Origin of the sequence: Streptomyces sp. NPDC014656 (assembly GCF_043084305.1) — a bacterium.
Classification (GTDB): Bacteria; Actinomycetota; Actinomycetes; order Streptomycetales; family Streptomycetaceae; genus Streptomyces.
Genome location: NZ_JBIBZN010000001.1, coordinates 620,688 through 644,505, shown reverse-complemented (window position 1 = coordinate 644,505; position 23,818 = coordinate 620,688). Strand labels below are relative to the sequence as shown.

The 23,818-nt window shown below is 72.0% G+C and carries 16 protein-coding genes and 1 pseudogene; 10 read left to right on the top strand and 7 right to left on the bottom strand.

Annotated elements, in window-relative coordinates:
• The first annotated feature begins 391 nt into the window (after positions 1-391).
• Positions 392-1,444 carry a zinc-binding dehydrogenase gene (locus ACF1ED_RS02975; protein WP_391756610.1) on the top strand — a complete coding sequence of 351 codons (1,053 nt, stop codon included), beginning with the start codon at positions 392-394 and terminating at the stop codon, positions 1,442-1,444.
• A gap of 45 nt (positions 1,445-1,489) precedes the next feature.
• Here the strand turns inward: ACF1ED_RS02975 and ACF1ED_RS02970 are convergent.
• Together ACF1ED_RS02970 and ACF1ED_RS02965 are read right to left on the bottom strand one after the other, a co-directional pair.
• Positions 1,490-1,675, bottom strand: a pseudogene (locus ACF1ED_RS02970) (family 1 glycosylhydrolase); the annotation flags it as partial.
• Positions 1,676-1,956: 281 nt separating this feature from the next.
• Positions 1,957-2,970, bottom strand: coding sequence for a LacI family DNA-binding transcriptional regulator (locus tag ACF1ED_RS02965; protein WP_391756609.1), 1,014 nt, complete (start codon positions 2,968-2,970; stop codon positions 1,957-1,959).
• 313 nt (positions 2,971-3,283) lie between these two features.
• On the opposite strand from ACF1ED_RS02965, the gene ACF1ED_RS02960 reads away from it, so the two are divergent.
• The 7 genes from ACF1ED_RS02960 (at position 3,284) to ACF1ED_RS02930 (ending at position 11,097) form a co-directional block, all read left to right on the top strand.
• The gene (locus ACF1ED_RS02960) at positions 3,284-4,249 is read left to right on the top strand and encodes a glycoside hydrolase family 6 protein (RefSeq protein ID WP_391756608.1); all 966 of its coding nucleotides are present in this window, start codon (positions 3,284-3,286) and stop codon (positions 4,247-4,249) included.
• Positions 4,250-4,402: 153 nt separating this feature from the next.
• Positions 4,403-4,873 carry a hypothetical protein gene (locus ACF1ED_RS02955; RefSeq protein ID WP_391756607.1) on the top strand — a complete coding sequence of 157 codons (471 nt, stop codon included), beginning with the start codon at positions 4,403-4,405 and terminating at the stop codon, positions 4,871-4,873.
• Positions 4,874-4,957: 84 nt separating this feature from the next.
• On the top strand, positions 4,958-7,123 hold the full coding sequence (locus ACF1ED_RS02950; protein ID WP_391756606.1) for a glycoside hydrolase family 9 protein: 2,166 nt from the start codon (positions 4,958-4,960) through the stop codon (positions 7,121-7,123).
• 1,137 nt (positions 7,124-8,260) lie between these two features.
• Positions 8,261-8,464, top strand: a complete 204-nt coding sequence (locus tag ACF1ED_RS02945; protein WP_200430022.1) for a cold-shock protein — start codon at positions 8,261-8,263, stop codon at positions 8,462-8,464.
• A 309-nt stretch (positions 8,465-8,773) separates the two neighbouring features.
• On the top strand, positions 8,774-10,288 hold the full coding sequence (locus tag ACF1ED_RS02940; RefSeq protein ID WP_391756605.1) for a DEAD/DEAH box helicase: 1,515 nt from the start codon (positions 8,774-8,776) through the stop codon (positions 10,286-10,288).
• Positions 10,289-10,335: 47 nt separating this feature from the next.
• The gene (locus ACF1ED_RS02935; RefSeq protein ID WP_391756604.1) at positions 10,336-10,740 is read left to right on the top strand and encodes a CBS domain-containing protein; all 405 of its coding nucleotides are present in this window, start codon (positions 10,336-10,338) and stop codon (positions 10,738-10,740) included.
• Between the two features lie 48 nt (positions 10,741-10,788).
• Positions 10,789-11,097: an SCO5918 family protein gene (locus ACF1ED_RS02930; protein WP_391756603.1), complete on the top strand. Its 309-nt coding sequence runs from the start codon at positions 10,789-10,791 to the stop codon at positions 11,095-11,097.
• A 1,093-nt stretch (positions 11,098-12,190) separates the two neighbouring features.
• Here the strand turns inward: ACF1ED_RS02930 and ACF1ED_RS02925 are convergent.
• Positions 12,191-12,580 (bottom strand): ATP-binding protein, encoded by a 390-nt coding sequence (locus ACF1ED_RS02925; protein ID WP_391756602.1) that lies wholly within the window; start codon positions 12,578-12,580, stop codon positions 12,191-12,193.
• A 906-nt stretch (positions 12,581-13,486) separates the two neighbouring features.
• Here ACF1ED_RS02925 and ACF1ED_RS02920 point away from each other — a divergent pair.
• Entirely contained in the window at positions 13,487-13,825 is a 339-nt protein-coding gene (locus ACF1ED_RS02920; protein ID WP_391756601.1) for a MerR family transcriptional regulator, read from the top strand.
• A 423-nt stretch (positions 13,826-14,248) separates the two neighbouring features.
• Positions 14,249-15,580 (top strand): ABC transporter substrate-binding protein, encoded by a 1,332-nt coding sequence (locus ACF1ED_RS02915; protein ID WP_391756600.1) that lies wholly within the window; start codon positions 14,249-14,251, stop codon positions 15,578-15,580.
• Between the two features lie 581 nt (positions 15,581-16,161).
• On the opposite strand, the gene ACF1ED_RS02910 is transcribed toward ACF1ED_RS02915, so the two are convergent.
• The 4 genes from ACF1ED_RS02910 to ACF1ED_RS02895 all read right to left on the bottom strand — a co-directional run bounded on the left by ACF1ED_RS02910 (position 16,162) and on the right by ACF1ED_RS02895 (position 23,724).
• Complete coding sequence (locus ACF1ED_RS02910; protein ID WP_391756807.1) at positions 16,162-17,301, bottom strand: ABC transporter substrate-binding protein; 1,140 nt, start codon at positions 17,299-17,301, stop codon at positions 16,162-16,164.
• A gap of 170 nt (positions 17,302-17,471) precedes the next feature.
• Complete coding sequence (locus tag ACF1ED_RS02905) at positions 17,472-20,240, bottom strand: SpoIIE family protein phosphatase (protein ID WP_391756599.1); 2,769 nt, start codon at positions 20,238-20,240, stop codon at positions 17,472-17,474.
• A 73-nt stretch (positions 20,241-20,313) separates the two neighbouring features.
• Entirely contained in the window at positions 20,314-21,111 is a 798-nt protein-coding gene (locus ACF1ED_RS02900) for a DeoR/GlpR family DNA-binding transcription regulator (RefSeq protein ID WP_391756598.1), read from the bottom strand.
• A gap of 192 nt (positions 21,112-21,303) precedes the next feature.
• The gene (locus tag ACF1ED_RS02895; protein WP_391756597.1) at positions 21,304-23,724 is read right to left on the bottom strand and encodes an RICIN domain-containing protein; all 2,421 of its coding nucleotides are present in this window, start codon (positions 23,722-23,724) and stop codon (positions 21,304-21,306) included.
• Positions 23,725-23,818 lie beyond the last annotated feature (94 nt).

The following is a 23,818-nucleotide window of genomic DNA, read 5'->3' as shown; positions in this document are numbered from 1 at the left end:
GTGGTTCCTCTCGGGACGTGCGTCGGACCAGGCGGAGCCCTGAAGGAGACGGGCCCGGTGAAGGCGTGGCCGCGCAAGGGAGGTTGAGCCGGGCGGAGGCAGAGCGGGGCGTCGGCCTTCGGCGATCGGCGCTGGCGAATGCGACACATTGTTAGCGCTAACAGATTTATAACTCAAGAGCTCGTACAGCCGTTACCTGTTCTTGATGCTCAGGGGCGTCCGTCGAGTCGAAATTTTGTGAGCGTTAACACTAGCGGATCGCTTCACGGATCGTCACGGACCGCCCAAAACCCTGCACGCCGGCGACCGTTGACACGTCCACACCACGCTTCGTATCGTCGCGACACAATTTCGAACAACGTCCGATATATCGAACCCCGGGAGTCGTCCCATGCGCGCCACTCGGTCCGGTACCCGTGAGAGGGGTGCGAGCCCCCGTGGGCAGGCCGTCGTCCTCGACGCTCCCAGGACGTTCCGCCTCGTCGAGCACACGCCCCGGCAGCCAGGGCCGGGCGAAGCGCAGGTGCGCGTCCACGCCGTCGGGATCTCCCGCGGTGACCGCGACCTCTTCCTGGGCCGCCGCCCCGCTCCGTATTTCCGCTATCCGGTCACCCCGGGCCGCGAGTGGTCCGGCACCGTCGTCGCCGTCGGAGAAGGCGCGCCCGCTTCCCTGATCGGCCGCAAGGCCGTGGGCGAAGGCCTGCGGAACTGTGCGACCTGCGCACCCTGCCGCGCCGGCGAGACCAACCTGTGCGCCGCGGGTTACGAGGAGACGGGGTTCACCCTTCCCGGTGCCATGGCCCCCACCCTCGTACTCCCCGCTCGTCACCTGCACACGCTCTCGCCGGACGCCGACCTCACCGCCGCCGCTTTCCTCGAACCCGCCGCCCGCGCGGCCGCCGCCGTCCTCAAGGCGTGCCCGCTGCCCGGTTCGAGGGTGGCCGTCATCGGTTCCGGAGCCCTCGGCCTGCTCGCCGCACAGCTCCTGGACGCCTTCTCCCCGAGCGAGCTGACGGTGGTCGGCACGAGCCCCGACCGAGCCGAACTGTCCCGCCGTTTCGGAGCCACCGCCTATCGGACGTGGGAACGCTCCTCCGGTCTCGCGGGCTTCGACGTGGTGATCGACGCCGCGGGCGGGACGACGACCGCGCGCGCCGCGACGTCCCTGCTGCGGCCGGGAGGACGCCTGGTGCTCACGGGCATCCCGGCCGGCGGGGCGGAACGGCTCGATCCCGCCCACGTCGTCGCACGGCAGCTGTCGATCGGAACCGCCTTCGGAGCCTCCTCCGGAGCCTGGTCCTACGCCGTGAACGCCTTCTCCGCGGAGCGGCTGACGCCGCTGGAACTCCTCACGCACCAGCTGGCCGTCGAGGAGTTCGAGCGGGCCATGGAGCTCATGAGCGGCGGCGATCCCCGCGCCGGAAGAGTTCTGCTCCGCCCCTAGAGGGCATGACAAGGCCGGCTCCTTCGTGTGCGGAGCTCGGCGACCCGGGATCGCGTTCGCGGCGATGGCCCTGGCGTACCGGCGGGCGTTCGCCTTCGGGGTGCGCAACCGAGTGGTGCGGTCGACGTGGACGGCACCGAAGCGCTTCGCGCATCCGTACGCCCACTCGAAGGTGTCCCACAGGGACCGCGAGAAGTAGCCGCGCACGTCGGCGCCGTCGGCGGTGGGCCGGTGGGTCGGCGGGGCGGGGGCGCGGCGGCGGGTCGGCGCTGGGCCGCGGGGCGGAGCGGCGGGGCGGCGGGGCGGCGGCGGGGCGGGTCGGCGTGGGGCGAGCCTTCAGAAGGACGGGGGGTGAGCCTCGAAGTGGGGGAACACACCCAGGGCCTTCCCGAATCGGAAGCGCTCCCAAAGAGTGGCATCCGGAACCCTGCCGCCCCTTTGACGACCCGTCGAGCTCGTCGAAGGGGCGGCAGGGCGCTGCTCGCGGGAGTCCCCGATAACGTGCCGTGGTGTCACGCGCTGGCGCGGACGACCAGGCGCGTGGGCAGGATCAGCGGGGTCGGGTCCCGTCCGTCGATGAGCGCGACCAGCATGCGCGCCATCTCCCGGCCGAGACCCTCTATGGGCTGGCTCACCGTGGTCAGGGGCGGATCGGCGAGCCGGGCCACGGCGAGGTCGTCGAACCCGACCACGGCGACGTGACCGGGGACCGCCCGGCCGGCTTCGCGCAACGCGCGCAGCGCACCGGCCCCCATGTTGTCGCCGGCGGCGAACACACCGTCCAGGTCCGGGTGCCGCGCCAGCAGTGCCCTCATGGCGGCGGCCCCGCTGGACTCCGTGAAGTCACCGGATTCCGGTGGGTACGGATCGAGGCCGGCCGCCAGCATGGCGTCCCGGTAACCGCGGTGCCGGGCGCGCCCGGCCTCGGTGTCCAGCCGCCCGCAGATCGTGGCCACCCTTGTCCGGCCGGCCGTGATCAGGTGCTCGGTCGCCGCGCGCGCTCCGCCGACGTTGTCGACGTCCACGTACCACCGGGGGTCCGAACCGACCGGCCGCCCGCCGAACACGACGGGCATCTCCGCCTCCTCGGCCACGCGGGCCAGCGGATCGCCCTCGCGCAGCGCCATCAACATCACGCCGTCCGCGCCCTTGGACCGAAGAAGCCGCTCCACCCGTTTGCGACCCCGGTCGGAGGCGGCCAGACACAGCATCAGGTGGAGGTCGGCATCTTCCAGGGCGGCCGAGGCCCCCACGATCACCTGGGCGAAGAAGGGATCCGCGAAGATCGACGGATCCTCTCCGGAGACGACCAGGGCGGCCGCACCCGTCTGACGGGTCGCCAGCGCGCGGGCGGTCGGATTCGGCACGTAACAGAGTTGCCGGACGGCCCGTTCGACCGCCTCGCGTTTGGCACGGCTGACGTGCGGGGCGTTGTTGAGCGCGCGGGAGGCCACCGAGCGTGAGACACCGGCCAGTTCGGCCACTTCGTCGAGGGTCGACTGCCGGCGTGGCACCCCTTCCGCCATGATCCGCCTTTCCTGTCCCGGGCTGAACGCGCGGAAACTGGAAGCGCTTCCGGTTCCAGGACCGTAAAGCCTTCCAGCCTTCGTGTGAAGTGCCGGTCAAAAGGCAGTACTTGACAGGCCGACCGGCACGTCACACGATACGGCCCACAACCCAAGGCACTCGGAGAGCCGATGGGGACCGCTTCCAGTGGGAGCGCTTCCACGCACTCCGCAGCACCGAGGGGGCCGCCGTACCACCGCACTTCCTCCGTGTGCCGCCCGCTCGGGACGAGAGCGCGCGGCGCGTCCCCCGTCAGGAAACCGAGGTACCGTCATGCGCCGCCGAATCCGCGCCCTCGCAGCAGCCCTCCTCGCACTGCCGCTGGCGCTCGCCGTCGCCCCGTCCGCCCACGCGGCCGACCCGACCGGCATGACCAGCGGGTTCTATGTGGACCCGAACTCCAGCGCGAAGCAGTGGGCCGCCGCCAACCCCGGCGACGGCCGGGCGCCCGCGGTCAACGCCTCCCTCGCCAACACCCCCACGGCCCGCTGGTTCGGCTCCTGGAGCGGCACCATCGGCACCGCCACGGGCGCCTACGCCGGGGCGGCGGACCACTCGGACAAGCTGCCGATCATGGTCGCCTACAACATCCCCCTCCGCGACTCCTGCGGCGGGCACTCCGGAGGCGGTGCCTCCTCGCCGTCCGCCTACGCGAGCTGGATCGCGCAGTTCGCCGGCGGAATCGCCGACCGCCCGGCCGTGGTCGTCCTCGAACCGGACTCCCTCGCGGACTACGGCTGCCTGAACCAGACCCAGGTCCGCGAGCGGCAGGCCATGCTCAGCGGCGCCCTCTCCGAGTTCAACCGCCAGGCACCCAACACCTGGGTCTACCTCGACGCCGGCAACCCCGGCTGGATCGGCGCCGCGACGATGGCCCAGCGCCTCCACGAGGCCGGCCTCCGCCAGGCCCACGGCTTCTCCCTCAACATCTCGAACCACTACACCACTGCCCAGAACACCGCGTACGGCAATGCCGTCAACGGCGAACTGGCGGCCCGCTACGGCTACACGAAGCCGTTCGTCGTCGACACCAGCCGCAACGGCAACGGTGCCAACGGCGAGTGGTGCAACGCGGCCGGTCGCCGCATCGGCACGCCCACCCAGCTGGGCGGTGGCGCCGAGATGCTCCTGTGGATCAAGGCCCCGGGCGAGTCCGACGGCAACTGCGGCGTCGGGACCGGCTCCACGGCCGGACAGTTCCTCCCCGAGGTCGCCTACAAGATGATCTACGGCTACTGACCCTCCCCCTGCTCCTGCTCCTGCTCCTGCTCCTCCTCCTCCTCCTTTTCCTCCGCCCTCGGCTCCCGTGGCCCGGCAGCTCCCGCCCCGCCCTCGCGGCCGGGCCACAGGGACCCCCGCGCACCTCTCCGCCGCCCTTCGATCAGGAGCATCGTGAAGCCCCGCACCCTACGGCGCCGCGAGGGCGACAGGCTCCCCAGAACCACGAAGCTCGCGAGCCGGCCGCAGGCCGACGGGTTCATCGAGGACACGCCCGCCGAGGTGCGCGTGGGAGGTGAACGGCCTCGTCCGCAAGGCCCGGGGGCCGACCGGACCCCCGCCCTGGTCGCCTACGCCGTCAAGGCGCTCAAGGCGCCCAAGGCCAAGCCGCGTACCCCGGTCCACCTCGACGCGGGCAACGTCCTGTGGTGGCCCGTCGGCGACACGGCGCGACGACTGCTCGACGCCGGCGGCACGATCGACCCCGAACACGGCACCGTCGACCCGCCCGCCGGCACGTGGGGGCCGGACCAGGTACACGGCCTGGCCCGCAACGCGGCTCCACGGCCGGCCTTCAACCGCCGAGAACCCGCCCCGCCCACCGCCACCGTCCAGGCCGTTGACGGTGGTGGCGGGCGTCACTAGCCTGCGCTCCAGGAATGGGAGCGCTCCCACCTATCGCATGACATGCGCACGACATCAATGGTCCGGATCTCAGAGGAGCCTCACATGCCCCGCGCGACAACGCCGTTACTCCGCCGCCCTCCACGTCTCTCCGCCGCGCTCCTGACAGGAGCCCTTCTCGTCGGCGCTCTCGCCGCCGCACCGGCCGCCGTCGGCGCGTCCGCCGCCGCGGCGGCGACCACCGCCATCCGCGTCAACCAGGTCGGCTACCTCCCCGACGGCCCCAAGCGCGCCACCGTCGTCACCACCGCCGCCCAGGCGCTCACCTGGCAGCTGCGGAACGCGTCCGGGACGGTGGTCGCTTCCGGTTCGACCGTCCCGCGCGGCGCCGACGCCCCCTCCGGGCAGTCGGTCCAGGTGGCCGACTTCTCCTCGTACCGGAGCACGGGCACCGGATACGTCCTGGTCGTGGACGGCAGCGACAGCACGCCGTTCGACATCCGCACGGATCTCTACGACGCGCTGCGCTCGGACGCGATGGCCTTCTTCCACCACCAGCGCAGCGGCATCGCGATCGACGCCTCACTCGTGGGCCCCGCCTACGCCCGCCCCGCCGGGCACCTCGGCATCGCGCCCAACAAGGGCGACGTCTCCGTCCCCTGCCAGGCCACCGTGTGCGACTACACCCAGGACGTCAGGGGCGGTTGGTACGACGCGGGCGACCACGGCAAGTACGTCGTGAACGGCGGCATGTCGACCTGGCTGGTGGTCAACTCCTTCGAGCGGGCCGAGCGGGCGGGGAAGGGCGCGGCGCTCGGCGACTCCACGCTGCGGATCCCCGAGCGCGGCAACGGCGTACCGGACGTCCTCGACGAGGCCCGCTGGGAACTGGACTTCCTCATGCGGATGCAGGTGCCCGAGGGCAAGCCGTACGCGGGCATGGCGTTCCACAAGATCCATGACGCGGCCTGGACCGGCATGCCCCTCCGCCCCGACCAGGACTCCCAGCCACGCGAGCTCCACCGCCCGTCCACGGCCGCGACCCTGAACCTCGCGGCGGCCTCCGCGCAGTGCGCCCGGGTCTACCGGCCGTACGACTCCGCGTACGCCGACCGCTGCCTCTCGGCCGCCCGCCGGGCCTGGACGGCGGCCCGGGCCAACCCGGCTCTGTACGCGCCGAGTTCGGACAGCACGGGCGGCGGGGCGTACGAGGACGCGCGGGTCACCGACGAGTTCTACTGGGCGGCCGCGGAACTGTACGCGGCGACCGGCGAGAGCACCTACCGGGACGCGGTCACCTCCTCGTCCTGGCACACCTCAGCCGACGCCTTCAGCCCGTACGGCTTCGGTTGGGCGGACACGGCCGCGCTCGGCCGGCTCGTCCTGGCGACCGTCCCCACCGGACTGCCGGCGTCCGACGTGACCCGTATCCGCGCCTCGGTGACCTCGGCCGCCGACGGCTACCTGGCCCGGATGGCGGCCCAGGGGTACGCCGTGCCCGTCCCGGCGGACGGCTACTTCTGGGGCTCGAACGGCGAGGTGGCCAACGACGCGGTCGTCATGGCCGTCGCCGGGGAACTGACGGGCGACGCCCGCTACCGCGCAGGCGCGCTGGAGACCATGGACTACCTGCTCGGCCGCAACGCCCTCGGCGTGTCGTACGTGACGGGCCACGGCGAGACGTCCTCCCAGAACCAGCACCACCGCTTCTGGGCCCACCAGCTGGACGCCTCCCTGCCGCGCCCGCCGGCCGGATCGCTCGCGGGCGGGCCGAACAGCGCGCTCCAGGACCCGATCGCGGCGGAGCGGCTGAGGGGCTGCGCCCCGGCCGCCTGCTACATCGACCACATCGACTCGTACTCGACCAACGAAGTCGCCGTGAACTGGAACGCCCCGCTGGCCTGGCTCGCCGCCTACGCCGCCGAGCGCGGCTCCGACGGGGGCGAGCCGCCGGCCGCCGCCTGCGCGGTGACGTACACCGTGACCAACTCCTGGAACACCGGCTTCACCGCTGACGTCTCGGTCAAGAACACCGGGACGACGGCCGTGGACGGCTGGCAGCTGGCCTGGTCCTCCCCGGACGGCCAGCGCGTCACGAGCGCCTGGAACGCCGTCCTCACCCAGAGCGGCAGCGCCGTCAGCGCCCGCAACACCGATTGGAACCGGACGATCGCGCCCGGCGCGCGTGTGAGCTTCGGAGTCCAGGGAACGCACAACGGGACCAACCCGTCGCCCACGGCCTTCACGCTCAACGGCGGCACCTGCGCCTGACCGGCCCGGCACCCCGTCCGCCCGGCCCGCCGCACGACCGCGGCGGGCCGGGCCCCCCACGACCAGGTGACCCCCGTGCGCGGACTCCTCGCCCGCCTGACCGCGGCGACGGCCGCACTGGCCGGGCTCGCCGTCGCGGCACTGACGGCGCCGGTGGCGACGACGGCGACCACCGACGCGGGCACCTTCAGCGTCCTCACATACAGCGTGGCCGGCCTGCCCGAGAGCATCGTCCACGCCCAGGAGGGCTTCAGGCCATGTACGCACCGTCCGTTCCGGCCCAAGAACCCGCTCAGGCGCCGTACTGCGGGTCGCAGGCCGGCGGGCGGAGACACGTCTGGGACGCAGGCTGACCGCTCGCCGACCCGAGCGGGGCGCACGATGCCCTGACCTGCGGCGACGCCGAAGAGCCAGATCTCGGACCTGAACAGAGCGCGCAGCACCTGGGACTCCTCCGCAAGACGGCTTCCTGCCTGCTTTGCGCAGGTCAAGGGCGGCCTCGGCTGTACACCGGCACGCGTCGGAGGGTGTTTGCGAGGGACATCCCCGCGGTTCGCGGAACACGGCCCCTTCGGCCATCAGCCGGTCGACGCTCGACCGCTCCGAAAGCCGGCTCGTTGTCTGCCGCCCGCCCGAGACCCCTCGGCAGCGTGCAACGCGTGCGCGGGGCGGGCCGTGGCGTCGGCACCGCCCCGGGGCGCCGCCCCGCCCCCACCCGCGTCCGCCACGTGCCGCCCGTGCCCTCGCCCGGAGTGGGATCGAGTCGTCGGCCGACGAGCAAGGAGGCGTCAGGACCAGCCGGTCACCGTCCGACCCGTCGGCCGTCTCCCTTCCGAAACTCCCCATTCGGATTGCACGAATACCTGTGCTCGCGGCCTGAGATTTTAACCGCCCTCGCGGAGAGGATTTTTACCGGCGGCACCGGGGAGAAATATTTGACGCACAAAGACCACGGGGACGTGCTACTGTCTGTATCAGTTGCAGTTTTGGTACCCGAAAAAACTTCGAGTGCTCCCGTCGGCCACGCGCCGCCCGGAAGCACTTTATATTTCCGGTATTTTCCGGGCAGGGCATCATCGCGGCGACACGGCGCCCGTACGGTACGGGTGCTGGTGTACTGCCCCAAGGAGATACGACATGGCTGCTGGCACCGTGAAGTGGTTCAACGCGGAAAAGGGCTTCGGCTTCATCGAGCAGGACGGCGGCGGCGCTGACGTGTTCGCCCACTTCTCGAACATCGCCGCCCAGGGCTTCCGCGAGCTGCAGGAGGGCCAGAAGGTCACCTTCGACATCGCGCAGGGCCAGAAGGGCCCGACGGCGGAGAACATCGTCACCGTCTGACTCTGACGCGCATCTTGCAGCTGGGGCCCGCATCCCTCGGGGTGCGGGCCCCAGCTGCATGCGTTTCCGCGGTGCCCGCTCCTGGCGGAACACCGCCACAAGGTACGCGATCCCCTCTTCGGAGCCGTACCCCTCGATTCCCGGATCATTTTCCGCGCGCATTTCCTTTCCGCCTGCGTCGCCACGAGATTTCCGTGCGCAGCGTTCGCTTTCGCTTTTCGAATTCCATTCGGTCCGTGCCTGTGATTCCGCATGCTGCTCCTACGCTGCGGACCTCCTTGATGCGTGCCGTGTCAAGGAAGGTTCCGAATGAACCCCACACGTACGAACGGCCGCTCTTCACGCACCCGCCGCAACGGCGCTCCCGCTTTCGGCTCGACCTCCGGTTCGCCCCGGGGCGGTCGCTTCGGCGCGTCGTCCGCCCCGAGCCGTTCGGGTGCTCCCCGCCGCCCGGCAGGCCAGGGCCGGCGACCCGCCCCGGTGCAGGGCGAGTTCGCCCTGCCGAAGACGATCACTCCGGCGCTGCCCCCCGTCGAGGCGTTCGCCGATCTCGACATGCCGAAGGCACTGCTGGCCGCGCTCACCACCCAGGGCGTGTCCGTACCGTTCCCCATCCAGGGCGCGACGCTGCCGAACTCCCTGGCCGGCCGTGACGTCCTGGGCCGCGGCCGGACCGGCTCCGGCAAGACCCTCGCCTTCGGCCTGGCCCTGCTCGCCCGTACAGCCCGACAGCACGCCGAACCCCGCCAGCCGCTGGCGCTGGTCCTCGTCCCCACCCGGGAACTCGCCCAGCAGGTCACCGACGCCCTCGCCCCCTACGCCCGCGCCGTGAAGCTGCGCCTCGCCACCGTCGTCGGCGGAATGCCGATCGGCCGACAGGCGAACGCGCTGCGAAGCGGCGTCGAGGTCGTCGTGGCCACCCCCGGCCGCCTCAAGGACCTCATCGACCGCGGCGACTGCCGGCTGAACCAGGTCGCGATCACCGTCCTCGACGAAGCCGACCAGATGGCCGACATGGGCTTCATGCCCCAGGTCACCGCCCTGCTGAACCAGGTCAGGCCCGAGGGCCAGCGCATGCTGTTCTCCGCGACCCTGGACCGCAACGTCGACCTTCTGGTCCGCCGTTACCTCACCGACCCCGTCGTCCACTCCGTCGACCCCTCCCAGGGCGCGGTCACGACGATGGAACACCACGTCCTGCACGTGCACGGCGCCGACAAGCAGCGGCTGACCACCGAGATCGCGGCGCGCGACGGCCGGGTGATCATGTTCCTGGACACCAAGCACGCGGTGGACCGCCTCACCGAAGACCTCCTCCGCAACGGCGTGCGGGCCGCAGCCCTGCACGGCGGGAAGACGCAGTCGCAACGCACCCGCACCCTGGCCTGGTTCAAGAGCGGGCACGTCACCGTACTGGTCGCCACGAACATCGCGGCCCGCGGAATCCACGTCGACCAGCTCGACCTCGTGGTCAACGTCGACCCGCCGACCGACCACAAGGACTACCTCCACCGCGGCGGCCGTACCGCCCGGGCCGGCGCGTCCGGCAGCGTCATCACCCTCGTCACGCCCCAGCAGCGCCGCGGCATGAACCGCCTCATGCAGGACGCGGGGATCGTGCCCGAGACCAACCAGGTCCGCTCGGGCGAGGCGGAGCTGATCCGGATCACCGGCGCCCGGACTCCCTCCGGCATCCCGGTCACCATCACGGCGCCGGCGCCCGAGCGCCCCAAGCGCAGCACGTCCTCAGCCCGTGGCCGGCGCGGCTCCGCCTCGGCCGCCCGGCGGGCCGGGGCCCGTCGGCCCGCCGCGGCGGCGGCCTGAGAACCACGTGCTCCGGAAATCCACCCATTCCCTGCAGGAGGCATATCGTGACGCTGGTCCGGATGCAGCCCGGCTCGTCGAGCACCAGTTCCGGACCTCAGACGGTCGACGAGGTCATGGAGGTGGCCGGACCCCAGGTCTGCGATGACATGACGGTCGAAGTGGCCCTGGCCGTGATGGCCGGTGCGCGCACCGGGCATCTCCTCGTCTGCGACGAGGACGGCCTGTGCACCGGGCTGGTCACCCGGACCCAGCTCCTCGCCGTCCGCGACAGCGCCACCTACGACGACCGGATCCGGTTGCGCGCCGTACCCGGCGACCGGGGGCTGTTCACCTCGCCCCTGACCCCGACGGCCGAAGCCGAACGCGCGATGCGCCACCGCCGGCTCGACGCGCTGCCCGTCATCGACGAACAAGGCTGCGCCCTGGGCGTCCTCGCCCTGGCTCGCTGAACCGCCTCACCACGGCCGAACCGTCCCTCCTTCTTCCTGTGAGGCATCATGCGCTGTGTCATCGCCCGCTTCCCCTTCGACCTCACCAAGAGCGGCGTCCTGCAGACCATGCAGGGCGTCAAGCCCGAGCCGGCCGTCGGCGAGTCCGTGATCATCGGCCGCCGCACCTACCCCGCCAAGCAGGTCGGCCAGGTCATCACCCGCCAGGACCGCCGCGACTTCACCACTGGTGAGGTCCTCCGCGCCATGGCCAAACTCGGCTTCACCTGCCGCAGCCTCCCCCGGAACACCGCGCCCGTCCGCGGCCTCGACCCCCTCCAGGACGCTTCCGCGATGCTCGGCTCCCCGGCCGTCTGACCGGGGATCAGCGGGTGCCGGCAGCGGCTTGACGAGGGAGGGGCCTGACCGGCACACGTGCCGGTCAGGCCCCTCCCTCGTGGCACGGGGTCTCAGAGACGGTTCGGGGGCGAGCACCGGGCTCACTCGCCAAGCGGAGCCGGCGCAAGGTGCGGGCCGTCTCCTGCTCGAGGTGTTCGGAGGAAGCCAGGCGCCGCCACAGCGGGTCGGGACGGCAGGGCACGGTGGCGCCTCGACCGGCCCATTCCTCGGCGAGCCGCTCGTACAGGGGGGTGTCCTGATCCGCCGCTTCCGCAGAGGTCCGAACCCGCGCGTGTGCCGGGCCGCGGAAGAACTGTCGCCTTGCTTGCTCCGGGAGGCGTGGTGCGGCCCTGCGCTTGCCGCTGCCCGCCTGCGCGTCGCGGCCGGAGGACATCCAATAATCATCCGCATGGGTCATTGGAACGATTCTCCACCCCTGGGACGCGGCAGGAGATCAGGCGCGCACGGTGAACAGGCCCGCAATCAGATGGACGCCTGACACGTGGGGGCCACGGCATGAACATCGGTCCGTGGAATCACCCCGAGCGTCCCGGGGACGGCCTCCTACCGTGCCCGCGCCAGGGGACGACGTCCTCGTCGCCGGGCCGGACCAGGCGCAGGGCCTCGGCGTGGGCGTCGGGCCGGGTGAGCCGGCACCCCGGGAACAGCGCTCGCCAGACCGCGGCAGGTGGTTCGTGACGCGGTGCGGGGTCAGTGATCGGAACAGCTGAAGTCGCCCATGCTCCAGGCGTTCACCCCCGCGATCGAGACGCGGTACGTTCCGCCCGCCTCCGGGATCCCGACCGTGCCCCGAAGGATCCGCGCCATTGGGCAACCGGCCCTCGGCCATGCGGCGCGAGAAGCGGCATGCCGCCACGGCGCGTGGTGAACGGGGATACGGGTCCTTCCTGTGGCCCGTAACGTCCCCCACCTTGCAGACGAGATCGACCGCTACGGCGCCATCCTTCTGAGGGCTCTACGGGACTCGGCTACCGGCGATGGCTCCACCTCCGGCCGAGCCGCGCTGACGCTGCTTCCTTCACCGGGCTGCACCAGAAGAGAGCGGGGCGGTCTACCGCGGGAGGGAGGCGCTGACGGTCTTTCCACCAGAGGCCCGGCAAGTCACCGAGGTCGCCGTGGCGAGCCGGTTGACCATGGGCCGCCCAAAGCCTCCGGTTCCGCCGTCCAGGTCGGGGGCACACATGCGCGGAGCATGGAGGCTGGGGTCGTGCACGGCCGCCTCGATACTGTCCGGACGGGCGGCCAGGCCCAGGGCGCAGGTGCCGCCACCGTGCCGCAAGGCGTGGGTGACGAGTTCCGAGACCACCAGGACCACGGTGTCGGCGGCCTCGGACGCGAGCGTCGGCACGAGCCCTTCGAGGAAGGACCGGGCCCTGTCACGCACCCAGGCGAGGGTCCCCGGAGGGCGGTCGGTCGCGATGTCGACGCCCATCGTTTCCATCGGATCCCCCTGGCCTCCGGATCACCCATGCCTGGTGCTTCCGGCCCCCGCATCTGCCCCGAGAAGCGGTGCTCAACCCGGTCCAACCGACCTGCGCCCCGTCTTCATCACTGCCCGAAGCCGATTACCTCGTCACGCGGCACACGAAAATCTACATTGGCCAGAGTAGACATTGGGCAGTGGCGTGGTTATGGTTTCTTCCGTAGCCGAGAAAGACAGCAGGGCCTGGCAGAGACGAACTGCCGGCAAGCAGTAACAGCGGTACAGGTGTTCGCAGGACGGTGCGGCGGCGGAGTTTCGAAGCCAGGGTTGTTGCAGGACGGCGACGGGACTGGCGGCCGGACCGGGTGGCCCGCAGTGATCAGGGGCCGCCACGCGGGACCGCGGTCATGGCAGGTGCGGTACCCGTGAGTGCGCAGTTCACAGCAGTGAAGTACGGGAGCGGTACCCCTGGTGAAGGCGTCGGCTGCGGGCGCGCGCACCAGGAGGTTCGGCAGCGGGGTTCCAAGCCGGAGCAGATGCAGGACGGGCGACGGGGCCGGCTGCCGGAGAGCGGCGCTGTCACAGGCCGCCGAGCGGTTCGCAGTACCCGCAGTAGAGCGGTACCAGTAGTACGCAGTACCCCCGTGGTAGGCAGTCGATCACCGAGGGAAGAACGGAGGAACGGAACACCATCAGGATCGCCCGGACGGAAGTCCCGAGTCCGGGTACCGCAGGACATCGATAGTGAGGTGGTCTCCGGTCAGGCAACCGCGATCCCCGCACGCCCGACAGCAACTGGGTCGGGTACGCAGACACAGAAGGCCGACGCGTCATCAGGGTCGGCATGTGGTGTAGAAGTTCCTTCGGGGCCCTGGTGCCAGTACGGCACCAGGGCCCCTCCGCGCGTTCCAGAGAGAGGTGCAGATGACAGCAGATGACACGTACGGCCGACTTGATGACGACGACTACCCCGCCTACACGATGGGCCGGGCCGCCGAGACGCTCGGCACCACCCCCGCCTTTCTGCGGGCCCTGGGGGAGCACCGTCTGATCACTCCCCTGCGTTCCGAGGGCGGTCACCGCCGCTACTCCCGCTACCAGCTGCGGATCGCCGCCCGCGCCCGCGAACTCGTCGACCAGGGCACCCCGGTCGAGGCCGCCTGCCGCATCATCGTCCTCGAAGACCAGCTCGAAGAAGCCCAGCGCATCAACGCCGAATACCGCCGCGCCACCGAAACGGCCCACCCGTCGGCCATGGCTTGAGGCGAGTTCGACCGCCGTCGGCATCGACCGAGGGTCCGGCTCGGGGGCGCTGACCCGCTCGACCTCCAGGTGTGTGACCCCTTGCGCACCAGAGCCTCGGCCCCCTTGCCGGCGTAACCGTGCCCCCAGGCAGCCCGGTTCAACCGGCAGCCGAGATCGATTTTCGGGAATGGCTGCTGGAGGGCGGCTGACGCCCGTCACGTGTCGTCCGCCCTTCCGGACGGCCCCCGCGTCCCGCCGTCGTGGAAGGAGCGCGGTTCCGGCAGTTGACGCCCCTCTCAGGCGGTGCAACCATCAAGCCGCTGATGATTGCGTAAACATTCTCTCGTCCTACCTTCCGGGACCGGGTGGCGGACCCACCGCGCAGCCATGCCCTCGGTGCGACGCGGCCACTCCCCCGGAGCCATCGATCAGGAGCACACCATGGGCAACCGCACCGACCGCAGACTGCTCGGCGCCCTCCTCGTGGTCCTCGCCGCCGGGATCGGCGGTACGGCGTGCGGCTCCCCCGGCCCCGACCGCGGTGAAACGGACCAGGACATCCGGGCCGCGCTGGAGAAGGGCGGGAAGGTGACGGTGTGGGCCTGGGAGCCCACCCTGAAGAAGGTCGCCGCCGACTTCGAGAAGAAGTACCCGAACGTCGACGTCGAACTCGTCAACGCGGGCACCGGCGACAAGCAGTACACCGCCCTCCAGAACGCCATCGCCGCCGGCTCCGGCACCCCCGACGTCGCCCAGATCGAGTACTACGCCCTCGGCCAGTTCGCCATCGGCAAGACCGTCGAGGACCTCTCCCCCTACGGCGCCATCACCCATGCCAAGAGCTTCACGCCCGGCCCCTGGCACGCCGTCCACCAGGGTGAGGCCATCTTCGCCCTGCCGATGGACTCGGGCCCGATGGCGCTGTTCTACAACAAGAAGGTCTTCGACGAGCACGGCGTCGAGGTGCCGACCACCTGGGACGAGTACGTCGAGGCGGCACGGGCCCTGCACGAGGCCGACCCGAAGGTCTTCATCACCAACGACACCGGCGAGGCCGGCGCCACCACCAGCCTCATCCGGCAGGCGGGCGGGCGCCCTTACTACACCCGCGGGACCGACGTCAGCATCGACTTCGACGACGACGGCACGAGGAAGTACACCGCCACCTGGCAGAAGCTCCTCGACGAGAAGCTCGTCGCACCGATCAGCTCCTGGAGCGACGCCTGGTACAAGGGACTCGCCGACGGCTCCATCGCCACCCTCTCCATCGGCGCCTGGATGCCCGCCAACCTCACCTCCGGCGTCGCCACCGCCTCCGGCGACTGGCGCGTCGCCCCCCTCCCCCAGTGGACCAAGGGCGACAAGACCAGCGCCGAGAACGGCGGCAGCTCCCTCGCCGTCCCCAAGGCCGCCAAGAACAAGGAACTCGCCTACGCCTTCACCGAGTTCGCCACCACCGGCGCCGGCGCCAGCGGCCGCGTCGCCGAAGGCGCCTTCCCCGCCACCCGCGCCGACCTCGAATCCCAGGCATTCCTCGACAAGCCCTTCCCCTACTTCGGCGGCCAGCAAGCCAACCGCGTCTTCGCCGAATCCGCCCGCAACGTCAGCACCGCCTGGTCCTACCTGCCGTTCCAGGTCCACGCGAACTCGATCTTCAACGACACCGTCGGCAAGGCGTACACCTCCCGGGTCAGGCTGTCCGACGGTCTCGACGCCTGGAAGGACGCCAGCATGAAGTACGGCGACGAGCAGGGCTTCACGGTGAACCGGTAGACGGAGGCGGCTTCCACGTCGGTGGTCTTGAGCCGGGAGACGACGGTCGCCGTGGTGTCGGCGTCGCCGACGCCGCCGAGGCGGGTGTCGGCGGCCGGTCCGAAGACGGTGTCGCGGATCGGCGCCCAGGTGCCGACGACCAGGGTGTCGAGGGTGGGGTCGGCGGTCTCCAGGCGGGTGGCGCAGTCCGGGTAGAGGTCGGGACGGGCGCCGTCGAAGCTGTTGTCGGCGAGCGGCAGCACCGCGGCCGCGAGGGTGCCGGCCAGGGCGGCACGCAGAGAACGGGACAGGTGCGCGGAGTCTCCTCGGGAGGACGCGTAGGGGGCGCACGACCGTCGTGGCCGGGCGTGGAAGAACCTGCGCCCCGCCGAGAATCAACAGACACGCACAGAAGCCACCATAGATGAACACATCATGGAGGTTCGGTTCAGACCCGTTATCCCCGCGTGATCTCCTGGAGGGCTGCCCCACGGGCCGGACCGCCGGGAGGCCCCTCCCCCGCGAGGACGGAGGGGCCTCCCGGGGGCTTCACCGGCGGACGGCGCCCCCGGTCCCCTGCCGGTTCCGGCCGTCGCCGCGGGTCACCCCCCGAGGGCGTCGGGCCAGTTCTCGCGCACCACCCGCAGCGCCTCGGTCAGCTGCGCGTCGCCGGGGAAAACCGGCGGGCCGCCCTCGACGGTCGGCAGGCGGGCCGCCTTCCCCTCGTCGAGCGTCCCGTCCTTCGCCATGACGTCCATGAGCACCGGGCGGGCGTACCCGGTCAGCCGCAGGTTCTGGCCCTCCGCGCTCGCGAGGTACTCCAGCCACAGCCGAGCCGCGGCGGGGTGGGGGGCGTGCTTGTTGATCGCCTGCGCGTAGTACTGCGAGAAGCTTCCGTCGAAGGGGATGGAGACCTTCCACCGCACGTCGGTGCCCCTCAGCTCGTCGATGTGCCGGAGGTTGAGGAAGTCCCACTCGATGCTGATCGGGGTCTCCCCCCGGACGATCGCCTCGGGATTGGGGTTGCCGCGGTTGTAGTTGCCGACGTCGTCGAGCTTCGCGAAGAAGTCGATGCCCGGCTGGATGTCGTCGAGGGAGCCGCCGTTGGCCAGGGCTGCGGCGTAGACGCCCGCGAAGGCCGAGCCGGCCGTCGTCGGGTCGCCGTTGAGCGCCACCATCCCCCGGTACTCGGGCTTGAGCAGGTCGGCGAAGGAGACGGGGCAGACCGCGACCCTGTTGTCGTCGCAGCCGATGGAGACGTAGCCCCCGTAGCTGTTGAACCAGGCTCCGTCCGGGTCCTTCTGGTTCGGCGGGACGCCGTCCCAGACGGCGACCCGGTACGGGACCAGCAGGCCCTCGCGCGCGGCCGACTGCGCGAAGGCGTCGCCGAGGTCGAGCACGTCCGGGGCGTTCGCCTCGCCCCGGGTCCGCCGGACGTCCTCGATCTCCTCCTGGCTCGATCCGAACGGGTTGCTGTTCACGATCTCGATCCCGTACTTCTTCTCGAAGCCGTCCATCAGGCCGCCGTAGTTCGCCCAGTGGCGCAGCAGCGTCGTCGTGTTCAGCGTGCCCTCCTTCTTCGCCGCCGCGACCAGCGCGTCCATGCCGCCGGCCTCCTCGGCGGAGCCGGCCACGGCGGGGGCCACCACCCGCACCGGCTCGTCATCCCCGCCGCAGGCGCCCAGGCCGAGGGCCGCGACGCACAGGCAGGTCGCGAGGGCGAGGACACGCGTCCGGGGCAGATCGACCACGGCGTCTCCACGAGGGGGAGGGGGGACGGTGGGGGGCGGGTTTCCCAGCCTACGCGGGCTCGCCCGGGGTGTCGGCGCGAGAACGCGGCCGCTCCCCCGCCGCGACGACCGCATCGGGGCGCGGGAGCGCTCCCGCCTTCCGCGCGCGGACCGTCCCGGCCTCACAGCTCCGCGTCGTCCCACTGCCCGAGGATGTCGTCCTCCCCCAGGGCGTCGAGATCGGGACCGGCGCCGGGCGTGATCGCCTGGGCGGCCCAGATGGTCTTCCCCCGGGGGGAGTAGCGGGTGCCCCACTTCTCCGCGTACTGGGCGACGAGGAAGAGCCCGCGGCCGCCCTCGTCGGTGTCGGCGGCGCGCCGGATGTACGGCGCCGTACTGCTGCCGTCGGACACCTCGCAGACCAGGGCGCCGCCGTACAGGAGACGCACCCGGATCGGTTCGAGGCCGTAGCGGACGGCGTTGGTGATCAGCTCGCTGAGGATGAGTTCGGTGCCGAAGGCGATGTCCTCCAGTCCCCATTCGGCCAGCTTGCGGGCGCAGGCGTTGCGGACCGGGCTCACGGCCGCCGGGTCGCGCGCCACGTCCCATACGGCGACCCGGTCGGGGTCCATGCGGCGGAGGCCGGCCACCAGCAGGGCGACGTCGTCGCCGGACCCCGTCGGAAGCATCGTGTCGATGACGGCGGCGCAGGTCTCCTCCGGGCCGCGGCCGGGACCGGCGAGGGCGTCGCGGAGGGCGGCCAGGCTCGCGTCGGCGTCCCGGGTGCGGTCCTCCAGGAGGCCGTCGGTGTAGAGCACGAGCCGGGAGCCCTCCGGAAGGACCGTCCGGACCGTCTCCACGGGCATCCCGTTGCCCAGCCCCAGCGGCGGGGAGACCGGGGACTCCAGGAAGTCCACGCTCCCGTCGGGCCGGACGACCGCGGGCGGCAGGTGGCCCGCGGTGGCCACGGCGGCCTCGCCGGAGACCGAGTCGTAGACGACGCACAGGCAGGTGGCTCCGGTGATCGTCTCGCCCCAGCCCTCGGAGGGTTCGTCCTGTACGTCGAGGAGGGCCACGAGTTCGTCCAGGCGCCAGATCAGTTCGTCCGGGGAGAGGTCGAGGGCCGAGAAGTTGTGCACGGCGATCCGCAGGCGGCCCATGGTGGCCGCGGCGTGCAGGCCGTGGCCGACGACGTCGCCGACGACCAGTGCCACCCGTGCCCCGGGCAGGGGGATCACGTCGAACCAGTCGCCGCCCACGCCGGACCGCGCGGGCAGGTAGCGGGTGGCCACGTCGAGCGTCTCGTCGCCCGGGAGGCTGCGCGGCATCAGGTTCCGCTGGAGGGTGACCGCCATCGTGTGCTCGCGGGTGTACCGGCGGGCGTTGTCGATGGAGACGGCGGCCCGGTTCGCCAGCTCCTCGGCGAAGGACAGGTCCTCGTCGGTGAACGGCGGGGAGGCCCCCGACCGCCAGAAGTTCGCCACCCCCAGCACCACGCCCCGCGCGCGCAGCGGGACGACCGCCAGCGCGTGGATGCCGTACCGCAGGACGCGCCGGGCCCGTTCCTCGTCCTGGGCGCGCCAGCCGGTCGAGGAGGCCAGATCGGTCACCACCACCGAGCGGCCCTCGGTGACGCTGACGTCGACCGGTGATCCGGGAGCAAATCGGATCAGCTCGCCCGAGGGGTAGAGGGGGTGGTCCTCGGCGAGGCCCGCGAGGGCCGTGCGGCGCAGCTCCGTGCCCGCCCCGGCCGGTTCCTCCCCGCTGAGGACGGGGTCGAGGAGTTCGACGGTGACGACGTCCGCGAAGCCGGGGGACGCGACCTCCGCCAGCTCCTCGGCGGTGCGCACGACGTCCAGGGTGGTTCCGACGCGGACCCCGGCGTCGTAGAGCAGGCTCAGCCGCTCCCTCGCCACCTCCGCACGCCCGGACAGGGAACGCAGCTCGGTGGTGTCCCGCAGGGTCACCACGCTGCCGTGCTGGCCTCCGGGGGGCAGGGTGACCCGCTTGTTGAGGGCGAGGAGGCGGTCCGCGGCCAGGTGCACCTCGTCGGTGGCGATCCGGTCCGAGGAGAGGAGGGCCGTGAGGGAGGGGTCGAGGCCCAGGTCGGTGACGCGGCGGCCCTCGGCGTCCGGAGGCAGGTCGAGCAGTCGGCACGCCTCGTCGTTGGCCAGGAGGAGCCGGCGGTCCCGGCCGGTGATGAGCACGCCCTCGCGGACGGCGTGCAGGACGGCGTCGTGGTGCTCGTACATCCGGGTCATCTCCGCGGGGCCCAGGCCGTGGGTCTGGCGGCGCAGCCGCCGGCTGACGAGGCCCGTGCCGAGGGCCACCAGGCCGAGGGCACCGGCCGCGCTGCCGAGGAAGACGGGCAGCTGCTGGTCGAGCGAGTCCTGGACCTTCTCGACCGTGACCGCCGCGGAGACGATGGCGACGACGTCCCCCCGGGCGTCCCGGACGGGGGCGGCCGAGACCACGGAGAGGCCGAGGGCGCCCTGGAAGGTGCGGGTGAAGGGCCGGCCGGCGGCGGCTTCGGCGTACGGTCCGATGACGTGCTTGCCGAGCTGGGTGGGGTCGCTGTGGGTGAGGGTGATCCCGTCGAGCTCGTAGACGATCAGGGCGTCGATGCCGGCGGCCTTGCGGGCGCCTTCGGCGAGGGGCTGGAGCTCGACCGTCGGGAAGTCGTCGCGCAGGGCCCGTACGAGCCCCGGCGCGTGGGCGAAGGACTGGGCGGCCGCGATGGTCCGGTGCCGGGCGTCGGCCATGGTGTCGCGGCGGGCCTGGACGACGAGCGCGACGACGGCGGCGGCCACGAGGAGGACGACGAGCACCAGCTGGAGGAGGAAGACCTGGCGGGCGACGCTGCGGGTGGTCAGCCACGACGTGAGGCGCCGCCGTCCTTTGGGTGGAGCTTCCAGAGGATCACCGCCTTGATGGCCAGCTTCGCCACTCATACTCCACATTTATCCCTTTTCGGCTGTCGCCTGGCAACCATGGGGCGCCCTCGGGCAGGGGCCGGGGGGTGCCTCAGGCGTCCGCCGGGTCGGCCAGGATCAGCCGGCCGACCTCGCGGGTCAGGACCGCCCGGGCGTCCTCGCCCAGGGCGCCGTCCGAGACGAAGTAGTCGATCTCGTCGAGCCCGGCGAAGCGGCTGAGCCCCGTCACGCCCCACTTGGTGTGGTCCGCGACCACGGCGATCCGGGCGGCGGACTCGATCAGCGCCCGGTTGGTCTGCGCCTCGGCGAGGTTCGGCGAGGTGAGGCCCGCCCGCTCGGACACCCCGTGGGCGCCCATGACGAGGAGGTCCACCCGCAGCGAGCGGATCGCCTGGTCGGCGAGCGGTCCCACCAGCGAGGCCGACCTGGTCGGGGCACCGCCGGTGAGGAGCACGGCCGGGGCGCCCCCGTCCGGTTCCTCGGCGAAGTCGCGCAGCAGGTCGGCGACGGGCAGCGAGTTGGTGACGACGGTGAGGCCGGGCGTGTGGCGCAGCCCGGCCGCCACCGCGTAGGCGGTCGTGCCGCCGGCCACGGCCACGACGCTGCCCGGCTTCACGAGTCCGGCCGCCGCCGTGGCCACCGCGGCCTTGGCCGCCGACTCCAGGTCGGCCTTGGCCTCGAAGCCGGGTTCCTCGCCGGTGGTGGCCACGGACGTGGCGACGGCTCCGCCGTGGACCTTCTCCAGGGAGCCGGCCCGGGCCAGCGCCTCCAGGTCGCGCCGGACGGTCATGTCCGAGACGCCGAGCCGCTCGACGAGGTGGGCCACCCGCACGGCGCCGTCCCGGCGCACGAGGTCGAGGATCACCGCCCGCCGCTGCAGCGCCAGCACCGATTCCTCCGCCCCTGTCTCGTCCGTGTCGTGTGGGAACCGGCCGACGAGAAGTCCACCGAAGTCATCACATTCGAACAGGATACATACCCCCGTGTGAGGGAGCGGGGCACGCCCGCTCCGGTGGGTGTGGGAGAGCGGCGCGCGGGCCGGTCCGGCCGCCGGGAGGCCGCCGGACCGGCCCGGCCGCCGCTATGAGGTGGTGAGCTGCTGGTTCGGGACGGCGGAGCAGCCGTACTGGACGACCGCCGCGCCGTTCGCCGTGGAGGCCCCGCTCACGTCCACGCACTTGCCGCTGTGGCGGGCGAGCAGGGTGACGAAGCCGTCGGGCGACCTGTGCACCGACCACTGCTGGTTGGTGCCGCCGTTGCAGGCGTACTGGAAGGCGACGGCGCCGTCGGCGGTCGACTCGTTGGTGACGTCGAGGCACTTGCCGCTGTGCCGGGCGACGACGTTGACGTAGCCGCCGCCGGCGGGGCGCAGGGACCACTGCTGGTTGGTCGCGCCGCCGCAGGTGTACTGGACCACCTGGGCGCCGTCCGCGGCCGAGGCTCCGGTCACGTCCAGGCACTTGCCGCTGTGCCGCATCCGCAGCGGCGCCCACGTGTCCGCGGCGAGGGAACGGAAGGTCCACGACTGGTTGGAGCCGGTCGTCGGACGGTAGACGCCGACGGGCGCGCCGTCGCCCGTGGCCTCGCCGCTGACGTCGAGGAGCTTGCCGCTCGCGCCGTTGACCAGGGTGTAGTGCCCCTCGCCCGTGGTGGAGAGCATCCACTTCTGCTCGGCGGAGGTGCCCGAGGTCACCAGGGCGAGGGAGTCGCCCGAGGCCGCGAGCGCCTTGCCGCTGGCGACGCTCGTGACGCGGTAGGCCGCGGTGTTGCTCCAGTCGGTCGAGGAGAGCTTGGTGAACTTCCACTGCTGTGCCGTGGTGCCCGGGCTGGAGGTGCGCTGGACCAGGGTGCTCTGGCCGCCGCTGGTGGCGACCGCGAGGGCCTTGCCGCTGTGGTCGTTGAGCAGCTGGCGCGCGGCGCCGGTGGGGGCCGTGGTGTCGGAGGCGTTCACGCCGGTCACGCCGGGCAGGACGAAGGTCGTGACGGAGCCGGCGCCGACGGTGGCGGTGAGCGTCTTGCCCGCGGGGGTGAGGTCGCCCTCGCGGTGGAGGTTCTTGGTTCCGTCGGTGGTGTAGCGCTGGACGGGCCCGGTGCCGACGGTCTGGAAGCCGCCGAGGTTCAGGGTGAGCCGCTGGGGTTCGCCGGTGGGGTTGGTGTGGACGACGACGGCGCCCTGGCCGGCCGGGCGGAGGGCGGCGAAGGTGTCGGCGTTGTCGGTGTTGATGACGCGGGCGCCGGGGCGGACGAACTTGGTGTAGTTCGCCAGCGCCCAGTACTTCTTGTTCTTGCGGAGCGGCTCGGTGGCCGCGTCCTGCGGGGTGAAGTCGGTCTGGATGAGGCCCCAGTTGGAGTTCTCGCGCCCCGGTGTCATGTTCTCGTAGTCCTCGACGGCCTGCCACAGGACCCAGGCGCGGGGCTCCAGTTCGCGGAAGTCCTCGTTGACGCGCTGGGTGAGGTCGAGGGCGGGGCTCATGTCGGTGAAGCTCTGTCCGACGCTGCCGCCGAGGTCCACCTCGGACATCCACAGGGGGGTGGCCGTCCCCTTGGCGATGTCACGCGCTCCGGTACGGCCGCCGGTGCTGTACGTGTGGGTGTTGAGCTGTCCGACAGCGCTCTTGGCGGCCGGGTCGTAGGCGTCCCAGTTGGCGCGGAAGGTGTTCGGGTTGGTCTCGTCCATGGCGGCGATGCGGGTGCTGACGCCGTCGGCGTTCAGCCGGGCCCGCATGGTGGTGAGCATGCGGGCCTGGGAGGCGGGGTCCCAGTGGGAGCCCTCCTGCCGGCCGCCCGCGCCCCAGTAGTCGGTGTTCGGTTCGTTGACGGGGGAGAGGGTGTCGAAGGTGACGCCGGTGGCCGCCTCGGCGCGCTTCATCGCGCCGGAGAGGTACGCGGCGAACCGTTCGTACTGGTCGGAGCGGAGGTTGTCCTGCCAGGCGTTCCAGTTGCCCGAGACCAGGCCGCTGTTCGTCATGAAGTACGGCGCGGAGTTGGAGAAGGCCTCGAAGGTGTCGGCGCCCCGTGCCTTGGCGGCGGTGACCCACCAGCGCTGGTTGGCGTCGGCGTCCGGGTTCCAGTGGGCGGGGTCGGCCGGGTCCCACCAGTCGGGGGACTCGGGCCCGGGGCGGTTCCACCAGCCGGGGACGGCACCGCCGGCCCGCATGTAGGGGGTGGTCTCCGGGCTGTCGCCGCCGCCGATGTTGTAGCGGGCGATGGTGAAGCCGAGGCCGTCCGTGCCGTAGAGGGCGTCGGCGAGCGCGTTGCGCTGGGCGTCCGGCCAGCCTCCGGTCACGTTGGCGAACCAGGCGAGCGCGGTGCCCCAGCCCTGGAACGGCTGCTGCTGGTAGCTGGGGTCGGGGCGTACGGTCACGGCCTGGCCGGTCTCCTCGGCCGCCGCGGAGGCCATGGGCGTGAGGCCGGTCGCGAGGAGGGCGGCCACGGCGGCGGTGCCCAGGAGCGCGCCGCTCCAGCGCGCGCGGGTCGGGGGTCGTTCTCCGGTGGAACGCATGGTCGATCTCCCTGGATGGGTCGGTGGTCGTCGATCACCGAGGACCGCGGGCGTCGGGGACGGGGCGGTCGGATGCTGCGGGCGGGGGCGGGGT